The sequence below is a fragment of the Protofrankia sp. BMG5.30 genome (assembly GCF_001983005.1).
GTDB lineage: Bacteria > Actinomycetota > Actinomycetes > Frankiales > Frankiaceae > Protofrankia > Protofrankia coriariae.
The window spans coordinates 251,731-273,890 of the sequence record NZ_MOME01000008.1 but is presented as its reverse complement, the minus strand read 5'-3'; the positions used below and the strand labels follow the sequence as shown (position 1 = coordinate 273,890).

The window sequence follows — 22,160 nt, the reverse complement described above, 5'->3', positions numbered from 1 at the left end:
GGAAGCAGCCGAAGCAGTGAAGAAAGTTAGGTGAGCTGCGTTATAAACGGACCCAACGGACGAACGGGCGATTACCGTATCGGCCATGGCGCCAGCGGGACTTTCCTGGCAGACGCTGCACGATGTCGGTGCCCTCGCATTGGTCGACACCGATTCGCAACGAGCTGCCGCGGTCGTACGACCATGCACCCCTGAACTCGACATCACCGACATCGTGGAAGCCGAACGCCTGGTCCAGGCGTGGGTGAACGCGACCACCCGCCAGGAGGCGGAGGCGGCCCTGGCCACCTGCCTGCGGGTCGACGCCGTGCGCCTCCTGCAGTCGCTGGGCTGGTTGCTGGCGATGTGGGCGGTGACCCTGCATCTGCGAACCGGTGAACAGCCCCACATGGTCATCCGGTCGTTGACCTACCGCGGGGTGTGGCGCGGCGCGCAGGCACCCCTTTCCGAACAGGTGTGGGAGTCGCTCAGTGAGCGGATCCGCGTCGGCGCGCTGGCCGCGCTGACCGGGGACGCCGAAATCGCCAACGCGTTCCGGCAGGCGGTCCAGCGGCCCGTGGGCATCGCCGAGGTGCTGTTGCACCACGCCCTGGTGGTGATGGACGATCTCGCCCGCAGCATGCACGCCATCGGTGTCGACCCGACCAACCTCGCCCAGACCCTGGCCGTGTACACGGCGCAGCCGTCCGCCCTGCAACCCCCCTCCTTCCGTCCGTTGAAATGAGCACCTGAAATGGGAGCACCGCGGTTGACGTGAGCGGTGCGGTGGCCACGTGCCCGGGCCGTCCGGCCCGGGCCCACCCGGAGACGGTCATCTCCCGACAGCAATGACCATCTCCGGGTGGAAGCGCTGCCCGGCAGAAGCGCCACGGCGGCACGGGCCGGCTTCGGCGCTGCCCGGCGCCGGGGCATCCCGACCGCCCGGGGCATCCCGACCGCCCGGGGCATCCCGACCGCCCGGGGCATCCCGACCGCCCGGGGCATGTGGTGTCGAGGCCGATGGTGGGTATCGTGTCGCCAGGCCGCCTGCCGACGATGCCGTTGGCAGCGCTGATGTGGCGGTACCGATGGCAGTGCCGACCGGAGTGGCAGTGCCGACCGGGCGTCCTCTGGTGGCGGTCAGCGGTCGACGGTTCGGTCCGTGGGCGGGTTACCCGCAGGCGTACGTTTCCCTACCATCCACGGCCGTCCGCGTGGACGACACAGAGCATCCATGATCTTTGTCGCAGGCGGCCCGGGCTTCAGGCCGGGCGGTTCGGACACCCCGCAGGTTCCATGCGACAGTTGGATGTCCGGTGCGGCACGCATGGGAGCGGGTGGATGAGTGGAGCGGCAGGTGGGCCCGTGGGAACCAGCCAGGGACCAGCGGGAACCAGGCGGGGAGCGGGCGCGTTCCCCGCTCACCACGGTGACGCCGCAACTGTCCACCGGACGCACCTGCCCGGTCACGATCACCGACGAGAGCACCACCGGACCGGAGAGCTGACGGTGACCACCTTGTCCGACCCGCCCACGGCCGGCTCCCCACCCACCCGTTCCGCGCCCATCGGTTCAGCGCCCATCGGTTCCGCGCCCATCGGCTCAGCGCCCATCGGCTCCTCGCCCGCCGGCTCCGTGCCCGCCGCTGCCGCCGGGGTGACGCAGCCAACCGGGACGCCGCGGGCCCGGCAGCGGCTGCGCACGGTGGAGATCGTCGAGGCCGCGCTCCTGGTCGATCTGGTGATCGCGATCTGTCTGGTCACGCGCTTTCTTCCCTTCGGCTGGCTGCTCACGATCRTCGCGACGGTTCCCGCGGCGACGCTTGCCGCCCGATGGCGGCTGCGGGCGGCCTGGACGGCGATGGTCGCGGCGCTGGCGGTGGCCGTCCTCATCGGCGGYACCGGCTTCGCGATCACGATCACGTCCTGCATGATGATCGGCACGCTGCTGGGCATCKCGCACCGCCGCCGCTGGGGTCTTGTGYGCACCACGGCGGTCGGTCTCGTCACGCTGTGGGCGCCGGTGGCGCTCGGCATGAACGCGCTGTTCTGCGTGCTCACCGATCTACGGGCGCTGGTGCTCGCCGAAATCGTCAACAGCTGGGACGGGGCCCGCAGCAGCCTCGTCCGCGTCGGTGTCGACCCGGACAGTCCGGGTCTGGGTACCGCGGACGCGCTCGTCCGGTGGGGCGCGGTGCACTGGTGGGTGCTGCTGCCGATCGCGCTGCTGGCCAACACCGCCGGCAATGTGCTCGCCGCGGCCGTGGTCACCCGCCCGGTGCTGCGCCGGCTCGCCGTCGGCGCGCCGGAAGCCCGGTCCGACCACCCGAACGCGCCCATATGGGCGCCGGCAGCGGCGTCGGCGCGCCGGAAGCCGGCAGGTCAGGGGCATCCGGAACCGCCGCCGGTGGAGCAGTCGCCACATCCGCTGCCCGTCCGCCTGGAATCCGTCACCTACCGCTACCCTCATGTGACGCGGGATGCGCTGCGGGACGTGTCGCTGACGATCCGGCCGGCCGAGTTCGTGGCTATCGTCGGCGGCAACGGTTCGGGGAAGTCGACGCTCGCCCGGATCATCAGCGGCTGGCATCCCACCGATGGGCAGGTACTGCGGCCCGGCGACTGCGCGCTGGGCCGCACCGGCGGCACCGCCATGATCTTCCAACGGCCGGAGTCACAGGTCCTGGGAGTCCGGGTCCGCGACGACGTCGTCTGGGGCCTGCCCGACGGCGGCGCCACGGTCGACGTGGAGACCCTGCTGGAGCGGGTCGGGCTCGCGAACGTCGCCGACCGCGAAACCGCCACGCTCTCCGGTGGGCAGCTCCAACGGCTGGCGGTCGCGGCCGCGCTCGCGCGGGCACCCCGGCTGCTCGTCTCCGACGAGTCCACCGCCATGGTGGACGCCGAAGGCCGTGACCAGCTCACCGACCTGCTGGCGCGGCTGCCCGACGAGGAGGGGGTCGCGGTCGTCCATGTGACCCACCACCCGGCGGAGGCACGGCGGGCGCACCGCCGGATCGTCCTCGACGCCGGCCGGCTGACCTCGGTGGGCGCTCCGACGGGCGGTATACCGTGCGTCTCTCCCTGGCGCCCGCCGCGGGCCCGGCCGCTGCGGTCCGTCTCGGCAGCCCTCCCGTCGCCCACCCTGTCGGTCGGTCTGCCGGCCGACAGACCGACCGACAGACCGGCCGGCTCGGCGTCCGGCCCCGCTGGCAGACCGACCGCACCCGGCGCGCCTGCCACACCCGACACGCCAGACGCGCCCGTCACATCCGATATGCCCGCCGTGTCCGCCATGGACGATGCGCCCAGCGCGGGCGGCACGTCCACCGTGGCCGACGCGCCCGGCAGGCCGGAGGACCGGGCTGCGGGCCAGGCTCTCCCACTGGATCCGGCCACCGTCATCCCCGCCCCACCGGCTCCGCCGACCGCCGCCGTTCCGCCGCTGGCCGCCGCTGTTCCGCCGGCTGTCTCCACGCCGCCGACTCCGCCGAACACCCCGGCTTCACCGACCGGGCCGGACAGGCCAGTCGTGTCCGTCGCACCGGTGGCATCGGTCGCATCGGTGGCACCGGTCGTACCCGCCGGGCAGCAGCCCGCGCGGCCAGCCGCGCTGGTCCGCCTCGACGGGGTGGGACAGGTCTACTCGCCCCGGTCACCGTGGGCCCGCCGGGCGCTGCGCGACGTCTCCTTCTGTCTGGACAGCGGTGAGGCGGTGCTGGTCCGCGGCCGCAACGGCTCGGGCAAGTCGACGCTGGCCGCCGTCCTCGCCGGTCTGCTGGCCCCCTCGGAGGGCGCGGCCTACCTCGCCGGCCGGCCGCTGACCGCCTGCCCCGGCGAGATCGGGTTTGCCGTGCAGCACTCCCGGCTGCAGCTGTTGGCGCCCACCGTGGGCGCTGACGTGTGCGCGGCGGCCGGCGTGGACGCGGCCGCCGCCGACGAGGCCCTGGCCGCGGTCGGGCTCGACCCGGAGCTCTTCCGGGACCGGCGGGTGGAGGACCTCTCCGGCGGGCAGATGCGCCGGGCCGCGCTCGCCGGGCTGATCGCCTGCCGGCCTCGGCTGATGATCCTCGACGAGCCGCTGGCGGGCCTGGACGCCTCGTCCAGCCGGATTCTGATCGACGTCCTGGTGAATCTGCGAATCCGGACCGGCCTGACGCTGGTGGTGGTCTCCCACGACTTCGACGACATGGCCTGTCTCACCGAACGGATGCTCGTCCTGGACGGCGGACGACTGGTACATGACGGACCGTTCACCGACAGCATCACCGACGGCACGCTGTGCCGCCCGCTCGCTCCGCTGCCTCATCCGCGGCCGGCAGGGGCTGGCGCGGAGGGCTGCCTCCTCGACGACGACCTCAATGACGGCACTTTTAGTAATCATGATGATGCTTTCCGCATCCAGGATAGCGCTGCCCAGGTCAGCGCCAGCGGTACCGGCAACAGCGGTACAGACAACAGCGGTACAGACAGTGGCGGTAGCGGCGACGGGCATGTAGACGATGCCGGGCGCCCGGGTCGCGTACCAGCACGGGGACCGGCGGCCGCGGCCCCGCAACCGCCATCGGGCAGCTCGGGAAACAGGAGCGCGCGCGGCCTGGCCGACCGCTGCCGTGGCCGGTTCTTCCAGCGGCGGCCGGCCAGACACGGACGCCGTACCGAGCCGAACCTGTTGCGCTACATCCCCGGTGACACCCCGGTGCACCGCCTGTGGGCCGGCACGAAACTGATCATCATGGCGCTGCTCGGCGTGCTGGTCGCCGTGCGGCCGTCCTGGCCGGTGATCGGAATGATCGTGGGATTCGTCGGCCTCTCCATGATCGTCGCCCGGATCCCGGTCGGTGCGGCCCCGCGCCTGCCCCGCTGGTTCTGGTACGGCCTGCTGATCGGCGTGCTGCTCACCGCCCAGTCGCACGCGGCACCGTTCGTCACCGTCGGTGGTGTGYGGCTGTCCATCGGCGGCATGCTGGACTGGCTGCGGCTGACGTCGGCGTCCATGACGATGTTCGCCGCGGCCGCGCTGCTGGGGTGGACCACACCGCTGTCGGAGCTGGCGCCCGCCCTGGGCCGGCTGCTGGCGCCGTTGCGCAGGCTGCGGCTGCCGATCGACGAGTGGGTCGCGACGGTGGCGCTGTCCATCCGCTGCCTGCCGCTGCTCGTGGACGAGATCCGCATGCTGCTCGCGGTCCGGCGGTTGCGGGTCGGAGCGCGGCCACCTCGTCGCCGGCTGCCGGGCCTGCTCGCGGCGTTGCCGCTGCACGCGCGATCGATCACCGAGCTGCTGTGCACGGCGATCGTCACCTGCCTGCGCCGGGCCGCGGAGATGACAGAGGCGATCGCCGCCCGTGGCGGGTTCGGCGCGGTCGCGCACCAGCCGGCGCGCCCGCGGCGGGTGGACGCAGCGGCGCTCGCGGCCCTGGCCGGGCTGGCCGTGGCGGCCTTCCTGGTGTAACTCCGCCCCGCTGTGGCCCCACGCGCGTCCTGGCCGGCGGGATCCTTTCCCACCAGGCCGGGCAGGCCTGCCGTCAGCCGAGACCGCCGCCGTCAGCCGGGGCAGGCCCTGCTGTCAGCCGAGAAAGCTGTTGAGACCGGCCTCGTGGGTCTGTGGATCCGCGTCGGACGTCCCGGCCAGCAGCTCCGTCAACGGGCGGGGCGGCCCGAGGTGGAAGCCCTGCGCGTAGTCCACCCCGAGGTCACGCAGGGCCGGCGCCAGCGACTCCCGGTCAATGCTCTCGGCGATGGTGTACATGCCCAGGCAGCGGGCGACGCGGACCACCGCGTCCACCAGCACCGCGTCGGCCGGGGAGGTGTCGACGTGCCGCAGGAAGTCGCCGTCTATCTTGACGTTGGTGAAGGGCAGGTTCCGCAGGTAGACGAACGATCCCAGCCCGACCCCGAAGTCGTCCAGGGTGAACCGGCAGCCCGCGCCGGTGAGGGTTTCGGCGAGCTGGCGCACCGCGTCCGCGGCGGCGACCGCCACGCTCTCGGCGATCTCGATACCGAGCTGGGACGGGTCGACCCGGGCCGCACGCAGCTCGGACAGGACGAAGTCGGCGAAGCCTGCGTCCTCGACCGACCGGCCGGAGATGTTCACGTGCAGGCGCAGCCGCTCCCCCCGGGCGGCGACGGAGGCGAGCGCGGCCACCGTCTGCTGCACCACCCAGYGGTCCAGGCTCAGGACCAGGTCGCTGTGCGCGAGCACGCTCATGAACTCGGCCGGGCCGATCTCGGGATGYTGGCCGTCGTGCAGCCGCAGCAGCACCTCGTATCCCTGCACCTCGTGCGAGGCCAGGTCCACGATGGGCTGCACCTGAAGGGTCAGCAGGCCGGCGTCGAGGGCGTCCCGGACCCGTTGCACCATCAGGGCACGGCGGGTGAGGTACTCGTGCCGTTCCGCGGTGAACAGCTTGGCGCAGTTGCGGCCGGCCTCCTTGGCCTCGGTCAGGGCGAGCCCGGCATGGGCGAGCGCGGTGTCGCAGTCGCCCACGGCCGACAGCGGCACGACGCCGACACTGACCGTCACCCGTACCGCGAAACCGTCCACCATGATCGTATGTCGGGCGACCTGCTCACGCAGGGTGTCCGCGACGGCCAGCGCCTCCAGCCCGTCGCCGCTGTGCAGGACCACCGCGAACTCGTCGTCACCGAGCCTGCCAATGGCGGCGGCCGGGAGCGTCTCCGCCAGGCGCTGGGCGACCGAGCGCATCACCGTGTCGCCGACCGAGTGGCCGCGCAGGTCATTGACGATCTTGAAGTTGTCGACGTCGACCAGCAGCAGCGCGCCGGTGCGGTCGACCCCGGCGGCCAGCCGCTCGGTCAGCAGGGCTGTCACCGCCCGCCGGTTGAGCACCTCGGTGAGCGGCTCGCGCACGGACACGTGGGCGAGCTCGTGGCGTATCCGGACCAGCTCGGTGACATCGTGGGCCGTACCCATGATCCGGATCGGCGTGCCGGAGTCGCCGGTGAGGACGTCCCCCCGCCATTCCAGCACGCACTCGGTCACCCGGTCGGCCAGATACATACGAGGGGTGACCTCGACCGGGGTGAYGGTGGTGATCGCCTGGTCGAACGCGTCCTCGACCGTCGCCCGGTCGTCGGGGTGCACCAACAGCCGGAAGGCGTCGTAGTCGATCCGGGTGTCCGTCGGATAGCCGAGCATGGCCAGCAGCTCGTCGGACCACTCCATCTCGTTGGTGACGAGGTCCCACTCCCAGATACCGGTACGGGCGATCGTCTCGACATGGCGCAGCCACCRCTCGCGCAGCCGCAGCGYCTCCTCCTCGTGGCGCCGCCCCGTGACATCAGTGATCTCGTAGAGGACGAAACCGTCGGCAATCGTCTGCCCGAACCCGGCGGGACGGCCGCCGATCAGGGTCCGGGCCCGAACCTCCAACCAGTGGGTGGTGCCGTCCGGCGCCTGCCACTGGGCCTGCCGGGACCCGGCGTCGGGGACGACCCCGGTCAGCGGCAGCCCGGCCTCGGCAACCGCCACGCGGGCGGAGTACACCGGATCGGCGTCCGGCTCACCCCACGGGTACCCGCCGTCCGCCGTGCCCGCCGGCCCCACGCCACTGTGCTCGGTGGCGTCAGCGCTGTCGCGCCCGACGTGATCACGCGTGGTATCGGCGACATCGTCGTACGCGGCACCACCGCCGGTGGCCACCAGATCGAGCAGGGCTCGGTTCGCCCAGACCACACGACTGTCGGACGTTACCACCAGTAGCCCAGCGGATACCACGTCAGCCACGGAGCCGGCCATGCTAGCGACCAACGGATCTCMTCGCGCCTGTCAGCCCGGTGCACATCTCGGCTGGTCACGCTATCTTCATGGATCGCATGGCCTTTCCGATCGCATGGCGAGTGTAGCGGCAGGCAGGTGCGTACAGAACGTCAGGCCGTGGTAGCGGGTGTGTCTTCCGACGCCCGGGAACTCCTGGCATCCAGCGGCACGAAAAACCATGATCGCATCATCCGCGACTCATTCGGCCCATCGACAACCGCGGGCCGCCGACAGCGCGCAAAGTCATGATCGCGCCGCCTTCGACCCGCGGTGGTGGTTGCGTCGGCAGCGGCGTCAGTCGTGGATCTGCTGGGCGAGATAGTGCGCCTCGCCGAGCTGGGAGACCAGTTCGAGCTGGGCATCCAGCCAGTCGATGTGCTCCTCCTCGGAGGTGAGAATGTCCTCCAGGAGGACAGCGGATCCGACGTCGTCACGCGAGCGGGTCAGGACGATCCCCTCCCGCAGCAGGCCGCATGCCTCGATCTCGTGCGAACGGTCGGAATTGAGCTGCTCGACAGCGGTTTCGCCGACACGAAGCGTATTCAGCCGCTGGAGGTTGGGCAGCCCACCCAGGTACAGCACGCGATGCACCAGCCTGTCGGCGTGGCGCATCTCGTCGATCGACTCGTCGTAGGTATGCTTGCCCAACCGTCGGTAACCCCAGTTGAGCTGCATCCGAGAGTGCAGGAAGTACTGATTGACGGCCGTCAGCTCATTCGTGAGGACGCGGTTGAGCAGTTCGACAATCTCCGGATCGCCCCTCACATGAAACCTCCGCTATGTCAGCCCGATGACACAACCGGACAGCCACGGCGGTAATCCGTCAACAGTTCCTCGATCTCGTTGAGGCATCCACCGCAGCCGGTGCCCGCGGCACAGACGTCACCCACCTCGCCTGTGTCGCACGCGCCCGACTCAATCACGCCGCGCAACGTCCGCTCGGAGACAGCAAAGCACGAACAGACCAGCACCGCACCTCACCACGCTCTGGAGAGAGCACCCCGTCCCATATTCCGGAACCGGCAGCTCGCGGCTGCCGCATACGGTCRGATCAATGACAGCGAGTGCTCGTGGCTAAGTTAAACCTTCCCTAATAAAGACCTGGCACAAGAGTCCCACAGAGACAGATCGGAGGCAAGCAGGGGCGAGTGAGCACCACGTCACCAGCCGACCACAACGGGCCGATCACGGCCATGGCGGAGCCGGCCTGACATACGGACCCGCCCGACACCGCCGAAAACAACGGCCACCCACCGCGGAACACGATTCTCCGAGAGACGCGGATCACACCCGACAGCAGACCCGATCAGGCATCCGGATACGGTATTGCAGTACGGTACGGTCTCGTTTCGTGAAGGGGGGCACAATGTGCTGTKGACCAACCAGGTAGGCCCATATTGTCCGATATCGCCCACCATTATCCAATATGGGCCGAAGATTCGACGATCGGGTCAGTGACGAGCATAACCGCTTCTCTCCGCGCACGATCGGCCCGTTATCCGTGACGACGGCCGACGCCCAGCCCACGCTGCCCGCGACCAGCGCCACGGCCGACACCCGGCCCACAGCCGGCGCACCGTCCGCGACCGGTGGGGCACGACGAGGGCGTCGCGCCCTCGGCACCGCCGGCTACGCGGCCACCCAGACCGTCCTGCTCGGCCTGTTATTCATGGTCTACCGTTTCGGTCGGCACATCGTCGACGGCCATCAGGCCGAAGCGCTGTCGCACGGGATCGCGGTCTGGAACATGGAACGGTGTCTGCGCCTGCCTGACGAGGCAGCCGTCCAGCAGTTGGTCCTGCAGTCCCACTACGCGACGATCCTGATCAACGAGTTCTACTACGCGATCCACTTCCCCGCGGCCATCGCGTTGCTCGTCTGGGTCTTCGTCCGACACCGCTTCGTCTGGCCCAGGGTCCGCAATGTGATCATCATCGCGACAGGCATGGCCCTGGTGATCCACATCCTGTATCCGCTCGCCCCACCGCGCCTGCTGCCCATGGCGATGACGGGTCTGATCGACACCGGCGCGATATTCGGCCCGTCGCCCTACGCCCAGGGCGACGGTTTCGCGAACGAGTACGCGGCCATGCCGAGCCTGCACATCGGCTGGGCCATCATCGAGGCATGGGTCGTGGTCACCGTCCTGCACAGCCGATGGCGTTATCTCGCCATCGCCCAGCCCGTGGCCACCACCGCGGTCGTCGTGGCCACGGCCAACCACTACTGGGTGGACGGCGTCGTCGGCGGCCTGCTCGTCCTGCTGGCGGTGCAGGTCACCAGGCTGGCCCTGCAGGCCCGGATAGTCGCCGTGATGCGCCCGATGGTGACCCGCCGCTCAGACACCTGCGGATCACAGTAACCGTCCTGACCGCTCCCGGCCGACCCGCCCTGCCCTGTCCCTGCCCACGGGACAGCGGCGGCTGACGGGCAGGGCCCAGGACAAGGAGCCAGAGATCCAGAAGMCAGAGATCCCGGTCGGGCAAAGGCCAGAGCAGCCGGACAAAGGCCAGGTCGCCAGACAAAGGCCAGGCCATCCGGCCGGCTCATCGGGGCGGGTCTGTGGGAGCTACGGAACGAGAGCGGAGATCTCCACCCGGCGGTTGGCGGCGCGCCCGGCCTCGGTGGCATTCGTCTCCACCGGATGCTCCGAGGCGAACCCGGCGGCCCGCAGATGGTCCGCGGACACGCCCTGGTCGGCCAGGTAGGCGGCGGCGGCCCGCGCCCGTGCCAGGGACAACGTCTCGTTGAGGACACGCGGCCCCCGTGCGTCGGCGTGCCCCGCCAGCAGCACGCTGAGCTCGCTCTCCCGTAGCACCGCCGCGATCCGGTCGAGGTGGACGCGGTCGGCCTCGGTCAGTTCCGAACTGTCCGTCGCGAAGGTGATCCGTCCCGTGGCGACGACGCTGGCGAGACGACCGGCCACCGATTGYGGCGTGGTCGCACCGGCCGCCGGTTGCGGTGCGCTCGCGTCGGTCACCGACCGCGGCGTGGTCGCGCCGGCCGCCGGCGCTGTCGCGGCCCCGCCGGCCGCCGGGAGGGCCGGGGTGACCGACCGGACGGTGAGACGGTTGTCGACGGTGGCGGCCGGCAGCGTCCTACGAGCCTCGGCGAGGACGGTCGCGCCAAGCCGGGTCGCCTCCCCTGCGTCCGCCACGCTCCCCTCCAGCACCACCGAGGAACCAGCGATCGTCACCTTGTGCTCGCCGGCGACCGTCGTGAGCGTACGGGCCAGGTCCGCGAGAGCGGTGACCGGCGGCGCGGCCACAGCGGGGTCGACCGTCACCTTCCCGGTCAGCGTGCCGGCGCTCGCCGCCGCGGCCGYGCCGAGCACCTGCTCACGGGCGACCCGGTCGGGCACGGTAGCGGTGACGGTGAGCGAGTCACCGTCGACCGCGATCACAAAGGGCCTGGCGGCGGCGGGAAGCAGTGCCGGCGCGATGTGGATGTCGCTGCCCAACGAGGCCGTCCGCGCCCCGGACACCCTCGCCACCGCCTGACGGGCCGCCTCGGCGTCCGTGAGGCTGGGGAACGTGCCGTGCACGGTGGCGTCCCGGCCGTCGAAGCTCACCTGCGCACCGTCCTGGCCGTGCGAGCGCACCGCCAGGACGGCCCGGTCGGCAAGCTCGTCCTCGATGGGCTCACGCCGCAGCCCGAACGCCAGCAACGCCAGCAACAGCCAGGCGACGACGAGGGACACGGAGAACACAACCGGACGGGGCCGCTTCAGCGCGACGATCTGGGCCAAGGACATCGACTGGTCTCCGCACGGACTCTGGCTGGACGGCTTTGCTGGCTGGGACTGCTGACCGGGAACTGCCGGCCGGAACATCAGGGGGACATCAGGGGGACATCGTGGCCGGTGGCATCAGGGCCGTGGACATTGCATCACGGCCGGGGACATCGTGATCAGAAACATCGTGGTGATTGGGAACATCATGGCCGGGGGCATCGTGACCGAAGCCGTCTTCGGGACGCGCCAACGCCAGCGCCAGCGGAGGAACGACCCAACGGCAGTCAACGGGAGCATGCGAAACAGCTCACCACTGGTCAACTCTCGCACACCGACGCACCTGTGATCCGTACCGGGTCGCCGCCTATCCCCGGGGTGGCCACACCAGCGCCGGGCGCGCGGGAACACCGGCGCGGACGATCGCGGCCGGCTGGGGCAGGTGCGGCTGCTGCCGGGGACACCGGTCAGCCGCCCCGCCAGCCGGCTCGTCGGCCTGTTCCTCCTGCTCCTCCTTCTGCTCCTGCTGTTCGGCCTGCGCCGCCTGCGCCGCCTGTGCTTCCTGGCCTTCCTGGCCTTCCTGGCCGTCGCCCCGGTCGGCCGGACGGCCAGCGGGCTGATCGCCGTGGCCGGTCGGACGTCCGGAGGACCGCCGCTGCCCGTGCGCAAGCCGCATCACGACGGCAGCCGCCACGGCCCCGAGGCCGAGCGCGAACCAGCCTCCCAGCACGTCCAGCACGTAGTGGTTGGCGGTGGCCATCACCACGAAGATGGTCGCGCCCGGGTAGAGGACGCCGAGCACCCTGGTCACACGGTGCCGGGCCAGCCGGGCGATGTTCCAGCCGCACCACAGCGCCCAGGCGCAGTGCAGGGACGGCATGGCGGCGAACTGGTTGGTGATGCCGCCGAGCCCCTTGGGTGCGGCGCTGGAGTCACCGGCCCACCAACCCCAGTTGTGGAACGACGCCATCGTGTCGATGAAACCGGCGCTGGGAAGCAGGCGCGGCGGCGCCGTGGGAACCAGGAAGAAGCCGGTAAGGCTGATCACGGTGGTGCATACGATCGTCCACCGGGCCGCCAGGTAACTGCGGGCTCGTTTGCGGTAGAGCCAGACGAGGACGGCCGGCGTGACGATGAAGTGGAGCGTCGCGTAGTAGTAGCAACACGCTACGGCAAGGGCGGGGACGCCCTRCAGCCAGTGGTTGAGCCCGAGCTCGATGTCGAGGTGCAGGTCGGCCTGGATGCGCATGATGTCCCAGCCAACGGCGAGCGCGTTGTGGACGGAACCGCCCGCCACGGACCGGGTGGCGGTGTAGGTGTAGTAGAAGACAACGATCATGACCACTTCGACCCACACCACCGGCAGACCGTCCGACCTGCGGCGTATATGGACCATCCGTGCCCTCCGGTTCCGATCCGGCCCACCGAGTGGTCCGGCCGTCACGTCCGGGCGCATCTCGGGCKACCGCCCTCGACTTCAGCCATCCCCTCGACGTCGACCGTCACCGCGTGTGCCGGTCTCCGTCACCGACGCCGGTCGCCCGTAACGGCCGGCCAACGATCTGTACCGGACCGCCTACCAGGACGGCATCCGCCCCGACACCCACAGCCTCTTGGCCGACGACGTCGAACCCTTCCCCGTTACCCGCCCACCACCCGATCCGACTATCCGATCTCGGTTACCCGATCTCGGCCCGCCTTCTGACCGAGGCTACATCCTTCCGCCGACAAGAAGACCGCGTTACCCCACCCACCTGGCACAACCAGTGACCAGTCGCCCGACGAGCCGCGCGGGCCACGCGGCCGATCCGTGCGGGGAGACGGAGGTGTGGCCTGTCACGTCCGTAGTCACCGCGGGTGACATTTTCCCGCGACGGGTAGGACAGGATCGACGCCATGGGAACAGATCTTGCGATGACCCTGGGCACCCAGGAGACCGCCAACCTGGAGTTCAAGCGGGAGAGCWGGGATCACAACGCCATCCGTGAGGCGATCTGCGCCCTGACCAACGATCTTCCGGGGGTGGGCGGCGGATACCTGATCATTGGCGTCGACAGGTCCGGTAAACCGGCCAGGGAGATCGATACTTCGGATCAGGCGCTGCTCGGGCCCACCAGCATCCGGGACGAGGGAAGAATCCTCGACCGGCCTTTCTCGGATGTCATCATGCAGCCGACGATGCGCCTGGACCGCCCTGTCAAGGCGTATCAGCGGTGGCTTGACCGTATTTCTCAGGTCTTCGCGTCGGACGTGCTGGATGAACCGCCGGAAAACATAAATCTAAAATCATATGAAATTGCAACGCTACGCAACTACAAGAGCCTGATGCCGCTCTCGCATGACGCCCGCAAACCGATGTTCGATCTGCGGGCCGCGGACGGCGCGTTCGGCAGTACGCAGACGCTCGTCAGCCGATGTCACCGTGACTTCCGATCGCTCGCCGAAGAACTTCTACAGCGGCTGGAGTCGGTGCCCCTGGAGGCCTGAGCCCGATACCTGGCACACCCGGGGAGCAGCATGCTCCCACCGGTTTCCGCCGGCCCTCCCAGCATGCCCGACCTGTTTGGGATCCACCAGGGCGGACCACGCTCCAAGCGGCCGGATCGTCTCACGGGTTCGGTGCCGACGGTCCTCCGATAGCGAATTCCAATCCTGCGATCGGCGGTCCCCGTACACCTGTCGTGTCCGGTCGTGGCAGCTTACGATTCGGGGAGGCCCGGCTCAAGAAACCTCAGCTCCAGCACCCAGGAGGGGCGGTCGAGAATGGTCGGCGTACGGCCCGCGACCCATGTTCCCGAGTCCGATTCCGAGACCGTCGGCTCCACTCCTCGCAAGAAGACGATCAGTAGTCCTTATCTGCACCGCCTACAGCGCCGCCATTTTCTGCTGTTCGACGTCCTGCCGATTGCCGGTACCGCCGCCGCCCTCGCGTTTCTCACGGTGCACCCGATCGGTGTCACCGAAATCGCCCTGCTCTTTTCCATGTGGGTCGTGACCGGGCTGGGCGTCACCGTCGGTTATCACCGGCTGTTCACGCATCGCACCTTCAAGGCCGCACCGTCCGTCGTGGCCGTGCTCGCGGTCCTCGGCTCGATGGCCGGCCAGGGCGGTGTGGTGTCCTGGGTCGCCCTGCACCGGCGACACCACGAGTGCAGTGACCGTGAGGGAGACCCGCACTCCCCGAATCTCGCCGGCGGTGGTCTGAAAGGCCGGCTACGCGGCCTGGCCCACTCCCATTTCCTGTGGATGCGTCGCCACGAGTACCCGAACGTCGTCCACTACGCGCCTGATCTGATCAGGAATCGTGCGCTGGTCCGGGTCGCCCGCCTCTACTACTACTGGGTCGCGCTCGGGCTCGCGCTCCCCGCGCTCRTCGGCGGCCTCGTCTACCAGAGCTGGGCCGGAGCGGTCAGCGGTCTCTTCTGGGGCGGCCTGGTGCGGATGTTCGTCCTGGAACACATCATCTGGGCGATCAACTCCTTCCTGCACATGTTCGGCACCCACCCGTACGAGTCCAGGGAGAACAGCAGGAACGGCGGGATCTTTGCCCTGCTGACCTTTGGTGAGTCGTGGCACAACAACCATCATGCCTTTCCCGAATCGTCTTCTTTCGGGCTGAGCTGGTACCGTCTCGACCCGGGCTACTGGCTCATAAAAATTCTTTCTCTCGGTGGTCTCGCATGGGACGTCAAGCGCCCGTCCGAAGAGCGGATGAAAGCAAGCCGTATATCCAGGAACGGCAAGYCCGCCCCCAGTACCACGGCATAAGGAGCGAGCACGTTGAAGCCGAGCAAGGAAGCGATTGCCGACTGGTGCCAGCAGTATGTCGCGCATCTCCTCGAGGTACCGGTGGACGCGGTGGACCCGGACGCGGACTTCGACCGGCTGGGTGTCGACTCCGCCCTCGCCGTCTCCCTGCTGATCGAGGTCGAGGAACGCTACGGCGTCGACCTGGCGCCCGAGGCGCTGTTCGAGAACCCGAGCATCAACGCGGTCGCCGGGTATCTGTATGAGCAGAGCCAACAGCGCGTGGCGTAGTCATGACCATACCAGTCGAATCAGTCTACGTCGGCCGGACGGCCGGGGCGGCGGCTGCCATCCGCCACCACTACGACGTCGGAAACGCGTTCTACAGCCTCTGGCTGGACCGCTCGCTGACCTATTCGTGCGCGCTTCGGGACGGCCCGGACGACACCCTCGAAAGCGCGCAGGAAAGGAAGCTGCGGTTTCACCTGGACGCGGTGCGGGCCGACCGGGCCCGCACCGTGCTGGACATCGGCTGCGGCTGGGGCGCGGTCCTGCGGCGGCTGGCGGAGGAACACCGGGTTCAGCACTCCGTCGGTCTCACCCTCAGCGAGGAGCAGGCGTCCTTCGTCCGCTCCCAGGGATATCCGGGTGTGGAGGTGCGTACGGAGAACTGGCTGCACTACGAGCCGGACGCCGCTTTCGACGGAATCGTATCCATCGGTGCGTTCGAACACTTTGCCCGGCCCACCGACTCGCCAACCGAGAAGATCAGTCTGTACCGGGAGTTCTTCACCCGCTGCCGCGGCTGGCTGAACCGGGACGGTGTGCTGTCGCTGCAGACGATCGCATACGCGAACATGTCCCGCGCGGACGCGAACGGGTTCATCCAGCAGGAGATATTTCCCGACGCTGATCTACCGACACTCGCGGAGATCACGRCCGCCGCCGAGGGAGTTTTCGAGATACGGTCGGTGAGCAACGGGCGGCTCGACTACGCCTGGACATGTGAGGAGTGGGCCCRCCGGCTGCGCCTGCGCCGCGACGAAGCCGTCCAGCTCGTCGGGCCGGAGGTGGTCGCCCGGTACGAGCGCTATCTGAAGCTGTCCGCCCTCGGCTTCCGAATGGGCAAGATCTGCCTGTTCAGAATTGTCCTTCATCCCTTCCGGAGCGGATACTTCGACAGCCGTGAGGTGCGGGCGGGATGACGGTGGAGACACCTGGCGCGACGGCTGCCGCCGCCATCGGGCCGACGCCGGCGGCAGTCCGGTTCAACCCCTTCAGCGCCGAGTTCCGGAGCTCCCCCTACCCGCTCTATCAGCAGCTTCGCGACACCCGGCCCATCCACCGGGCGCTGGGCATGTGGGTGCTCACGCGGCACACCGACGTGCGCGGCGTCCTGCACGACCGTACCTTCAGCGCCGGGCTCATACCTGAACTGATCAGCCGGCAGGCGAGCCGGCTGTCGCAGGACAACGTGGCGCGAATCGAGCGGCTGGGCAGAAAGTCGCTCGTCTTCACCGACAACCCGGACCACGCCCGGCTGCGCGGACTGGTGAACCGGGTGTTCACGGCACCGGAAATAGCCAGGATCCGTCCCCGTGTCTCGCGGGCTGTCGAGTACCTGATCCAGCGGGCCTGGGACGACGGTGGCATGGACGCCATCGCCGACTTCGCCGCGCCGCTGCCGGTCACGGTCATGTGCGACTGGATGCTGCTTCCGGACAGCCTGCGTGCACACGTCGGCCAGTGGACGCACGACATCCGCTTCCTGCTCGAGCCGGGGCTTATGAAGGCCACGGACTTCACCCGGGTGTGTGATGTCGTCGAAATGTTTGCGCAGGCCCTGGACGACGTGATTGCCGAACGCCGGTCCCGGCCGGGCAACGACCTGATAAGCCAGTTGCTCGCCGCGCGGACCGCCGGTGGCGACAGGCTCAGCGACGAAGAACTCGTCTTCGTGTGCATCATGTGCTTTGTCGCCGGCAACGAGACCACGAAATCCCTGATCGGGAACGGTCTGCTCGCACTGCTCCAGCATCCGGCGCAGGACGCTCTCCTGCGCCGCCGGCCGGAGCTTGCGCCAGAAGCCGTCGAGGAGGCGTTGCGCTACGACAGCCCGCTGCAGATGACCAAACGCCTCGCGACGCGCGAGGTCGACATCGGCGGGAAACGGGTGCGGGAAGGCGATCAGATTCTCCTGTGTCTCGGCGCCGCGAACCGCGATCCCGCGGTGTTCGCCCGGCCGGACGAGTTCGACATCACCCGTGACGCGAAGGGGCATCTCGCCTTCGGCCACGGAATGCACGGCTGCCTGGGCGGGCTGCTGGCCCGGCTGCAGGCGGAGGTTGCCTTCGAACACCTGTACCGACGCGCCGAACGCCTGGAACCGCTGGCAGAGCAGCTCCAGTGGCAGGAGCACAGTTTCATCGTCCGCGGCCTGACAAGTCTCCCGGTCGCGCCGAGAAGCATCGTCTGAATCGCCGGGACGCCGGGGTGAGCCCGATCGGGATCCGCTCGCGGACAGGGGAAGGAAAATGACGCGGCAGAAAATGTTGCTTCCGGATGTCCTGCGCACCCGCGCCGCCTTCGAGCCGACCGGCAGAGCGTATGTCTTTCTGGACGAGTACGAGAAAGAAAAAGAAGTTCTGACGTATGGCGAGCTGCATGCGCGAGCGCTCGCCGTGGCCGGCTGGCTGAGCCTGTGCTGCGGTGCCGGCGACCGGGCACTGCTGGTTTTCCCACCAGGCCTGGATTTCATCGTCGCATATTTCGGGTGTCTCTATGCGCAGGTCGTCGCGGTACCCGTCAACCCGCCGCGCAAGCAGCAGGTGCAGGACACGACCCTGCGCATCGTGCGGGACTGCGAGCCTTCCGCGGTACTCACCGTCAACGCCATGATCGAGAGCACCCGATCCGCACTGGAGCCGGTCCACACGGTCCCGCACTGGCTTCCGGTCGACCGGATCACCGACGCTGCGGAGACGGGCTTCGACCCGTCGCCCTGCTCGGCGGACTCCATCGCCTTCCTGCAGTACACGTCAGGTTCCACATCCGACCCGAAGGGGGTCGTGGTCTCCCACGGAAACCTTGCCGCGAACCAGGAGATGATACGTCGGGCATTCGGCCATGACCGGAACTCGACGTTCGTCGGCTGGGCGCCGCTCTTCCACGACCAAGGGCTGATCGGGAACGTCCTGCAGCCCCTCTGGATCGGGGCGACCAGCATCCTCATGTCACCGATGGCGTTCATCCGGTGGCCACTTCTGTGGCTGTCGGCTATTTCTCGGTACCGTGCCCACACCAGCGGTGGGCCGAACTTCGCGTTTGACGCCTGCGTCACGCGGGCCGCCAGGGGAGACATCCCGGAGCTTGACCTGAGCTGCTGGAAGGTCGCGTTCAACGGCGCCGAACCCATTCGGCCCGAAACACTGCGGCGGTTCGCCGAGACCTTCGCGTCCTATGGATTCAGCGAGAAGACGCTCTACCCGTGCTACGGGCTGGCCGAGGCGACCCTGCTGGTGACCGGCAGCCAGAAGGGCCGCGGCCCGCGCACCATCGAGGCGGACGCCGACGCGCTCGGTGACAGGCGCTATGCCGAGGCGTCCAACGGCCACACCCGGACCCTCGCGGGCTCCGGGCTCATCCTCCCGGAAGAAACGCTCCGGATCGTGGACCCCGAAACGAAACGCCCGTGCCCGGCGGATCGGGTGGGAGAAATCTGGGTCGCCGGGGAGCATGTGGCACAGGGCTACTGGCGGCGCCCGCAGGCGACCACCGACACGTTCCGGGCCACATGTGACGGTGAGCCCGGCCGTACCTACCTGCGTACCGGCGATCTCGGCCTGGTGGTCGACGGCGAGTTGTACGTGGTGGGCAGGCTGAAGGACCTCGTGATCATTCGGGGACGGAACTACTACCCGCAGGACATCGAACACACCGTCCAGTCGTCACACGACGCGCTGAGATCCGGCGGGTGTGCCGCGTTCTCGGTTCCCGGCCCCGACGGGGAGAAACTCGTCGTCGTGCAGGAAATCAGGGGCGACCAGCGGCGGAAGGCGGACGTGCGGGACGTCACCGCGTCGATCCGGGCGGCGGTGGTACGGGAGCACGATCTTTCCCTGGGTGACCTGGTGCTGACCCTGCCCGGCCGGCTGCAGAAGACCAGCAGCGGAAAGATCATGCGGGCCGCCGCCAGAAAACGCTATCTGGAGGCCGGCTTCGATGCCTGGACGCCGGCGGCACCGTCAGCCGCCTGAATGATTCGCCCGAAGGACGCACCTGAAGAACTCTCCCGAAGAACTCGTCGACCAGCGGGGAGCAATCTGGACATGGCAGTGCTGGAAGCGCCGAACCCCGCCTTCGAACAGTTCGTGCGGGATACCGTTCTGAACATGCCGGCCGCGCGGCACCTGGGTTTCGAGTTCGGCCGGATAGCGCCGGGGAACGTCGAGATCATTCAGCCGTACCGGGAAGAGCTCACGCAGCACGACGGCTTCGTCCAGGGCGGTGTGCTCGGCTCGCTGGCGGACTTCGCCGCCGGCTGCGCCGCCGGCACGTTGCTGCCACCCGGATGGGTGAACATGACCATCGACTACACCGTCAAAATTCTGGCTCCGGCGAAGGGTGAGAAACTTGTCGCGCGTGGTCGGGTCATCAAGGCAGGCCCTGTCATGACCGTCGCCGCAGCCGACGTCTATTCGGCCGACGGGGCCGAGGAGACACTGTGCGCCACCGCTTTCGTGACCATGCGTAATATCAGGGCGGCCAGATCATGATGACACGAGAAAGCTCCGAGGAAGCGTTCGTCTTCAACCCGTTCGCCGACGGTTTTACCAACGATCCCTATCCCTACTATGCGGAACTGCGTGACGCCGCGCCCGCCCACGAGCACCCGCTCGGCTTCTGGATCCTGTCCAGGTACGAGGACGTGTCGAAACTGCAGAGATCAGGGCACTCCGTCGACGAGCGGTATCTGACACGCCTACCGCGGTGGAAGAGCGACTCCAGGACGCTCGGCAAGGAGAACCGGCTGATGCGCGGGCTGGCCGTTCTGGACCAGGACCCACCGAACCACACGAGACTTCGCGGCCTTGTCTCCAGAGCCTTCACCCGGCGTGCCGTCGACGCGCTGGAACCGCGGATCGCGACGCTTGTCGACAGGGCGCTGGACCGGATCGCCGAGGCGGGCCGCGCGGACCTCGTCGCCGAACTCGCCTTCCCGCTCCCCTTCACGGTGATCTCGGAGATGCTGGGTATTCCGGTGGTGGAGCACACCCGTATCCGCGCGCTCACCGGAACGCTGGTGCGCGCGCTCGAGCCGCTCGCCGACCCGGGCCTGCAGGCCGAGATCCGGGCGGCCAACCACGAGCTGACGGGAATCGTCCGCGAACTGACCGACTGGAAACGGGACAACCCCGGCGACGACCTGATCAGCGCGCTTCTCGCCGCCGAGCACGACGGCGACATGCTCGGCGGGGACGAACTGGTCGCCCAGGTCATGTTTCTCTACATCGCGGGCCACGAAAGCACGGTGAACCTGCTCGCGGGCGGAATTCTCGCGCTCCTTCGCCACCCCGGCCAGTTGCGGCTGCTGCGGGAGGATCCCAGGCTCGCAGCCAACGCCGTGGAGGAGATCCTCCGCTATGACACCCCGGTACACCTGATGCGGCGGATAACCGTCGAGCCTCTTCCCGCGCACGGCGAGGAGATCCCGGCTGGGGCGTGGGTGGTGGCCTGCCTGGCCGCGGCCAACCGGGATCCGCGGTTCTGGGGGGCGGACGCCGACGAGCTCCGGCTGGACCGGCCGAACGCGCACCAGAACGTCTCGTTCGGCGCCGGTATACACCACTGCCTCGGCGCGGCGCTGGCCCGGCTGGAGGCCCGGGTCACCTTCACCCGGTTCGCCCGGCGCTTCCCCTCGCCCGCCGTCGAGGAGGTCCGTTGGAATGGTCGGATCAACGTCCGTGGCCCCGCGAAATTGTTGATATCCGTGCGGTAGCGAGTACCCCGACGTTCGCGGTCAGGGCCGGTCGGCCGTGGCGAGGAACTTCGCCAGCAGGCTGGTGATCGTCGCGGGCTGTTCCAGGCTGCTGCTGTGCCCGCAGTTCGCGACGATCTGCAACTGGGCCCCTGGAATACGAGCGGCGATATGCTCCGACTTCTCCACCGGGGTAGCCCTGTCGTCGGCGCCGACGACAACAAGGGTGGGCACCGTGATCCCGGTGATCTCCCGCTCCACCGACGCGCGGCTGACCACCCCGAGCACCGCCTTACGTATGGCGGCGCGCTTGTTGCGGCTGAGCCGGCCGACCCACTCGTCGATCGTGGCCACGCTGGCCGTGTCGGCGAGGAAGGCGGGGCCGAACATGTGCGAGCTGACCTTGCCCAGAATCGGTCTGATGCCGAACAGACACAGCAGCAACGCCAACTGTTTGTACTCGCGGACTTTGCTCTGCTCCTCAGCCCCGGCGCTGGTGTCCAGCAGTGTCAGCGAACGCAACAGCTCACCATGACGGGCCGCGATGCGCTGCCCGACGAAACCACCCATGGACAGCCCCACCCAGTGCACCGGCGCGACCCCGAGTTCCCGGATCAGCGCGACCGCGTCGCCGGTGAGGGTATCCATGTCGTAGCCGTCGGCGGCAGCCGGGGTATCACCCTGCCCACGCCAGTCGACCGCCACACAACGATAACGCTCGCGCAGGGCCGTAATCTGTGAGCGAAACATCCAGCCACCGAACAACAGGCCATGCCCGAAAACAATGGTCGGCGCGTCCGGCAACCCCGCCGGCACCCCGGTGTCACTGTAGGAAATCGTCACGCCATGGACATCGATAGTCGGCACGCTTCCCTCGTCTCCGCCGACGGCCAGCAGCTCAATCCCAGTGTAGTGGATACGTCCTGTCCGGCGATGAGACCATGCGAT

Annotated in this window: 18 protein-coding genes; 12 read left to right on the top strand and 6 right to left on the bottom strand. The window is 68.8% G+C overall.

Translation table 11 applies throughout. The features are described from left to right. Nucleotides 1–85 precede the first annotated feature (85 nt). The 3 genes from BL254_RS04725 to BL254_RS04720 all read left to right on the top strand — a co-directional run bounded on the left by BL254_RS04725 (nt 86) and on the right by BL254_RS04720 (nt 5,430). Entirely contained in the window at nt 86–724 is a 639-nt protein-coding gene (locus BL254_RS04725) for a hypothetical protein (protein ID WP_047221914.1), read from the top strand. A 600-nt stretch (nt 725–1,324) separates the two neighbouring features. After that, nucleotides 1,325–1,486 (top strand): hypothetical protein, encoded by a 162-nt coding sequence (locus BL254_RS26825; protein WP_162233169.1) that lies wholly within the window; start codon nt 1,325–1,327, stop codon nt 1,484–1,486. A gap of 2 nt (nt 1,487–1,488) precedes the next feature. Then, a complete protein-coding gene (locus BL254_RS04720) occupies nt 1,489–5,430 on the top strand; it encodes a DUF2232 domain-containing protein (protein WP_076842613.1) in 3,942 nt (1,313 codons plus the stop codon). A gap of 114 nt (nt 5,431–5,544) precedes the next feature. Here BL254_RS04720 and BL254_RS04715 read toward each other — a convergent pair whose 3' ends face one another. The 3 genes from BL254_RS04715 to BL254_RS04705 all read right to left on the bottom strand — a co-directional run bounded on the left by BL254_RS04715 (nt 5,545) and on the right by BL254_RS04705 (nt 8,729). After that, nucleotides 5,545–7,674, bottom strand: coding sequence for a bifunctional diguanylate cyclase/phosphodiesterase (locus BL254_RS04715; RefSeq protein WP_076842612.1), 2,130 nt, complete (start codon nt 7,672–7,674; stop codon nt 5,545–5,547). Between the two features lie 378 nt (nt 7,675–8,052). Then, entirely contained in the window at nt 8,053–8,523 is a 471-nt protein-coding gene (gene bfr / locus BL254_RS04710; RefSeq protein ID WP_047221915.1) for a bacterioferritin, read from the bottom strand. A gap of 17 nt (nt 8,524–8,540) precedes the next feature. After that, nucleotides 8,541–8,729, bottom strand: coding sequence for a bacterioferritin-associated ferredoxin (locus tag BL254_RS04705; protein ID WP_076842611.1), 189 nt, complete (start codon nt 8,727–8,729; stop codon nt 8,541–8,543). Between the two features lie 530 nt (nt 8,730–9,259). Here BL254_RS04705 and BL254_RS04700 point away from each other — a divergent pair. Next, a complete protein-coding gene (locus tag BL254_RS04700) occupies nt 9,260–10,120 on the top strand; it encodes a phosphatase PAP2 family protein (protein WP_047221916.1) in 861 nt (286 codons plus the stop codon). A gap of 207 nt (nt 10,121–10,327) precedes the next feature. On the opposite strand, the gene BL254_RS04695 is transcribed toward BL254_RS04700, so the two are convergent. Together BL254_RS04695 and BL254_RS04685 are read right to left on the bottom strand one after the other, a co-directional pair. Beyond that, on the bottom strand, nt 10,328–11,512 hold the full coding sequence (locus tag BL254_RS04695; RefSeq protein ID WP_076842610.1) for an OmpA family protein: 1,185 nt from the start codon (nt 11,510–11,512) through the stop codon (nt 10,328–10,330). Between the two features lie 343 nt (nt 11,513–11,855). Next, nucleotides 11,856–12,884: a phosphatase PAP2 family protein gene (locus BL254_RS04685; RefSeq protein ID WP_076842609.1), complete on the bottom strand. Its 1,029-nt coding sequence runs from the start codon at nt 12,882–12,884 to the stop codon at nt 11,856–11,858. A gap of 518 nt (nt 12,885–13,402) precedes the next feature. On the opposite strand from BL254_RS04685, the gene BL254_RS27580 reads away from it, so the two are divergent. The 8 genes from BL254_RS27580 to BL254_RS04645 all read left to right on the top strand — a co-directional run bounded on the left by BL254_RS27580 (nt 13,403) and on the right by BL254_RS04645 (nt 21,233). After that, nucleotides 13,403–13,975, top strand: coding sequence for a helix-turn-helix domain-containing protein (locus tag BL254_RS27580; protein ID WP_076842608.1), 573 nt, complete (start codon nt 13,403–13,405; stop codon nt 13,973–13,975). A 276-nt stretch (nt 13,976–14,251) separates the two neighbouring features. Then, nucleotides 14,252–15,256: an acyl-CoA desaturase gene (locus tag BL254_RS04675; RefSeq protein WP_076842607.1), complete on the top strand. Its 1,005-nt coding sequence runs from the start codon at nt 14,252–14,254 to the stop codon at nt 15,254–15,256. Between the two features lie 12 nt (nt 15,257–15,268). Beyond that, nucleotides 15,269–15,526, top strand: coding sequence for an acyl carrier protein (locus BL254_RS04670; protein WP_013874236.1), 258 nt, complete (start codon nt 15,269–15,271; stop codon nt 15,524–15,526). Nucleotides 15,527–15,528: 2 nt separating this feature from the next. Then, complete coding sequence (locus BL254_RS04665) at nt 15,529–16,440, top strand: cyclopropane-fatty-acyl-phospholipid synthase family protein (protein ID WP_076842606.1); 912 nt, start codon at nt 15,529–15,531, stop codon at nt 16,438–16,440. Then, a complete protein-coding gene (locus tag BL254_RS04660) occupies nt 16,437–17,711 on the top strand; it encodes a cytochrome P450 (RefSeq protein ID WP_047221922.1) in 1,275 nt (424 codons plus the stop codon). Before BL254_RS04665 ends, BL254_RS04660 begins: the two co-directional genes overlap by 4 nt. A gap of 58 nt (nt 17,712–17,769) precedes the next feature. Beyond that, nucleotides 17,770–19,491: a fatty acyl-AMP ligase gene (locus tag BL254_RS04655; RefSeq protein ID WP_047221923.1), complete on the top strand. Its 1,722-nt coding sequence runs from the start codon at nt 17,770–17,772 to the stop codon at nt 19,489–19,491. A gap of 72 nt (nt 19,492–19,563) precedes the next feature. Beyond that, on the top strand, nt 19,564–20,010 hold the full coding sequence (locus BL254_RS04650) for a PaaI family thioesterase (protein ID WP_047221924.1): 447 nt from the start codon (nt 19,564–19,566) through the stop codon (nt 20,008–20,010). Beyond that, nucleotides 20,007–21,233, top strand: a complete 1,227-nt coding sequence (locus tag BL254_RS04645; RefSeq protein WP_083730835.1) for a cytochrome P450 — start codon at nt 20,007–20,009, stop codon at nt 21,231–21,233. Before BL254_RS04650 ends, BL254_RS04645 begins: the two co-directional genes overlap by 4 nt. Nucleotides 21,234–21,254: 21 nt before the next feature. Here the strand turns inward: BL254_RS04645 and BL254_RS04640 are convergent, their stop codons facing one another. Next, a complete protein-coding gene (locus BL254_RS04640; RefSeq protein ID WP_047221926.1) occupies nt 21,255–22,079 on the bottom strand; it encodes an alpha/beta fold hydrolase in 825 nt (274 codons plus the stop codon). Between the last annotated feature and the right edge of the window lie 81 nt (nt 22,080–22,160).

Coding starts and splice junctions, on each gene's coding strand:
- BL254_RS04725 (WP_047221914.1), top strand. CDS start 86: ATGGCGCCAGCGGGACTTTCCTGGCAGACGCTGCACGATGTCGGTGCC.
- BL254_RS04660 (WP_047221922.1), top strand. CDS start 16,437: ATGACGGTGGAGACACCTGGCGCGACGGCTGCCGCCGCCATCGGGCCG.
- BL254_RS04655 (WP_047221923.1), top strand. CDS start 17,770: ATGACGCGGCAGAAAATGTTGCTTCCGGATGTCCTGCGCACCCGCGCC.
- BL254_RS04650 (WP_047221924.1), top strand. CDS start 19,564: ATGGCAGTGCTGGAAGCGCCGAACCCCGCCTTCGAACAGTTCGTGCGG.
- BL254_RS04645 (WP_083730835.1), top strand. CDS start 20,007: ATGATGACACGAGAAAGCTCCGAGGAAGCGTTCGTCTTCAACCCGTTC.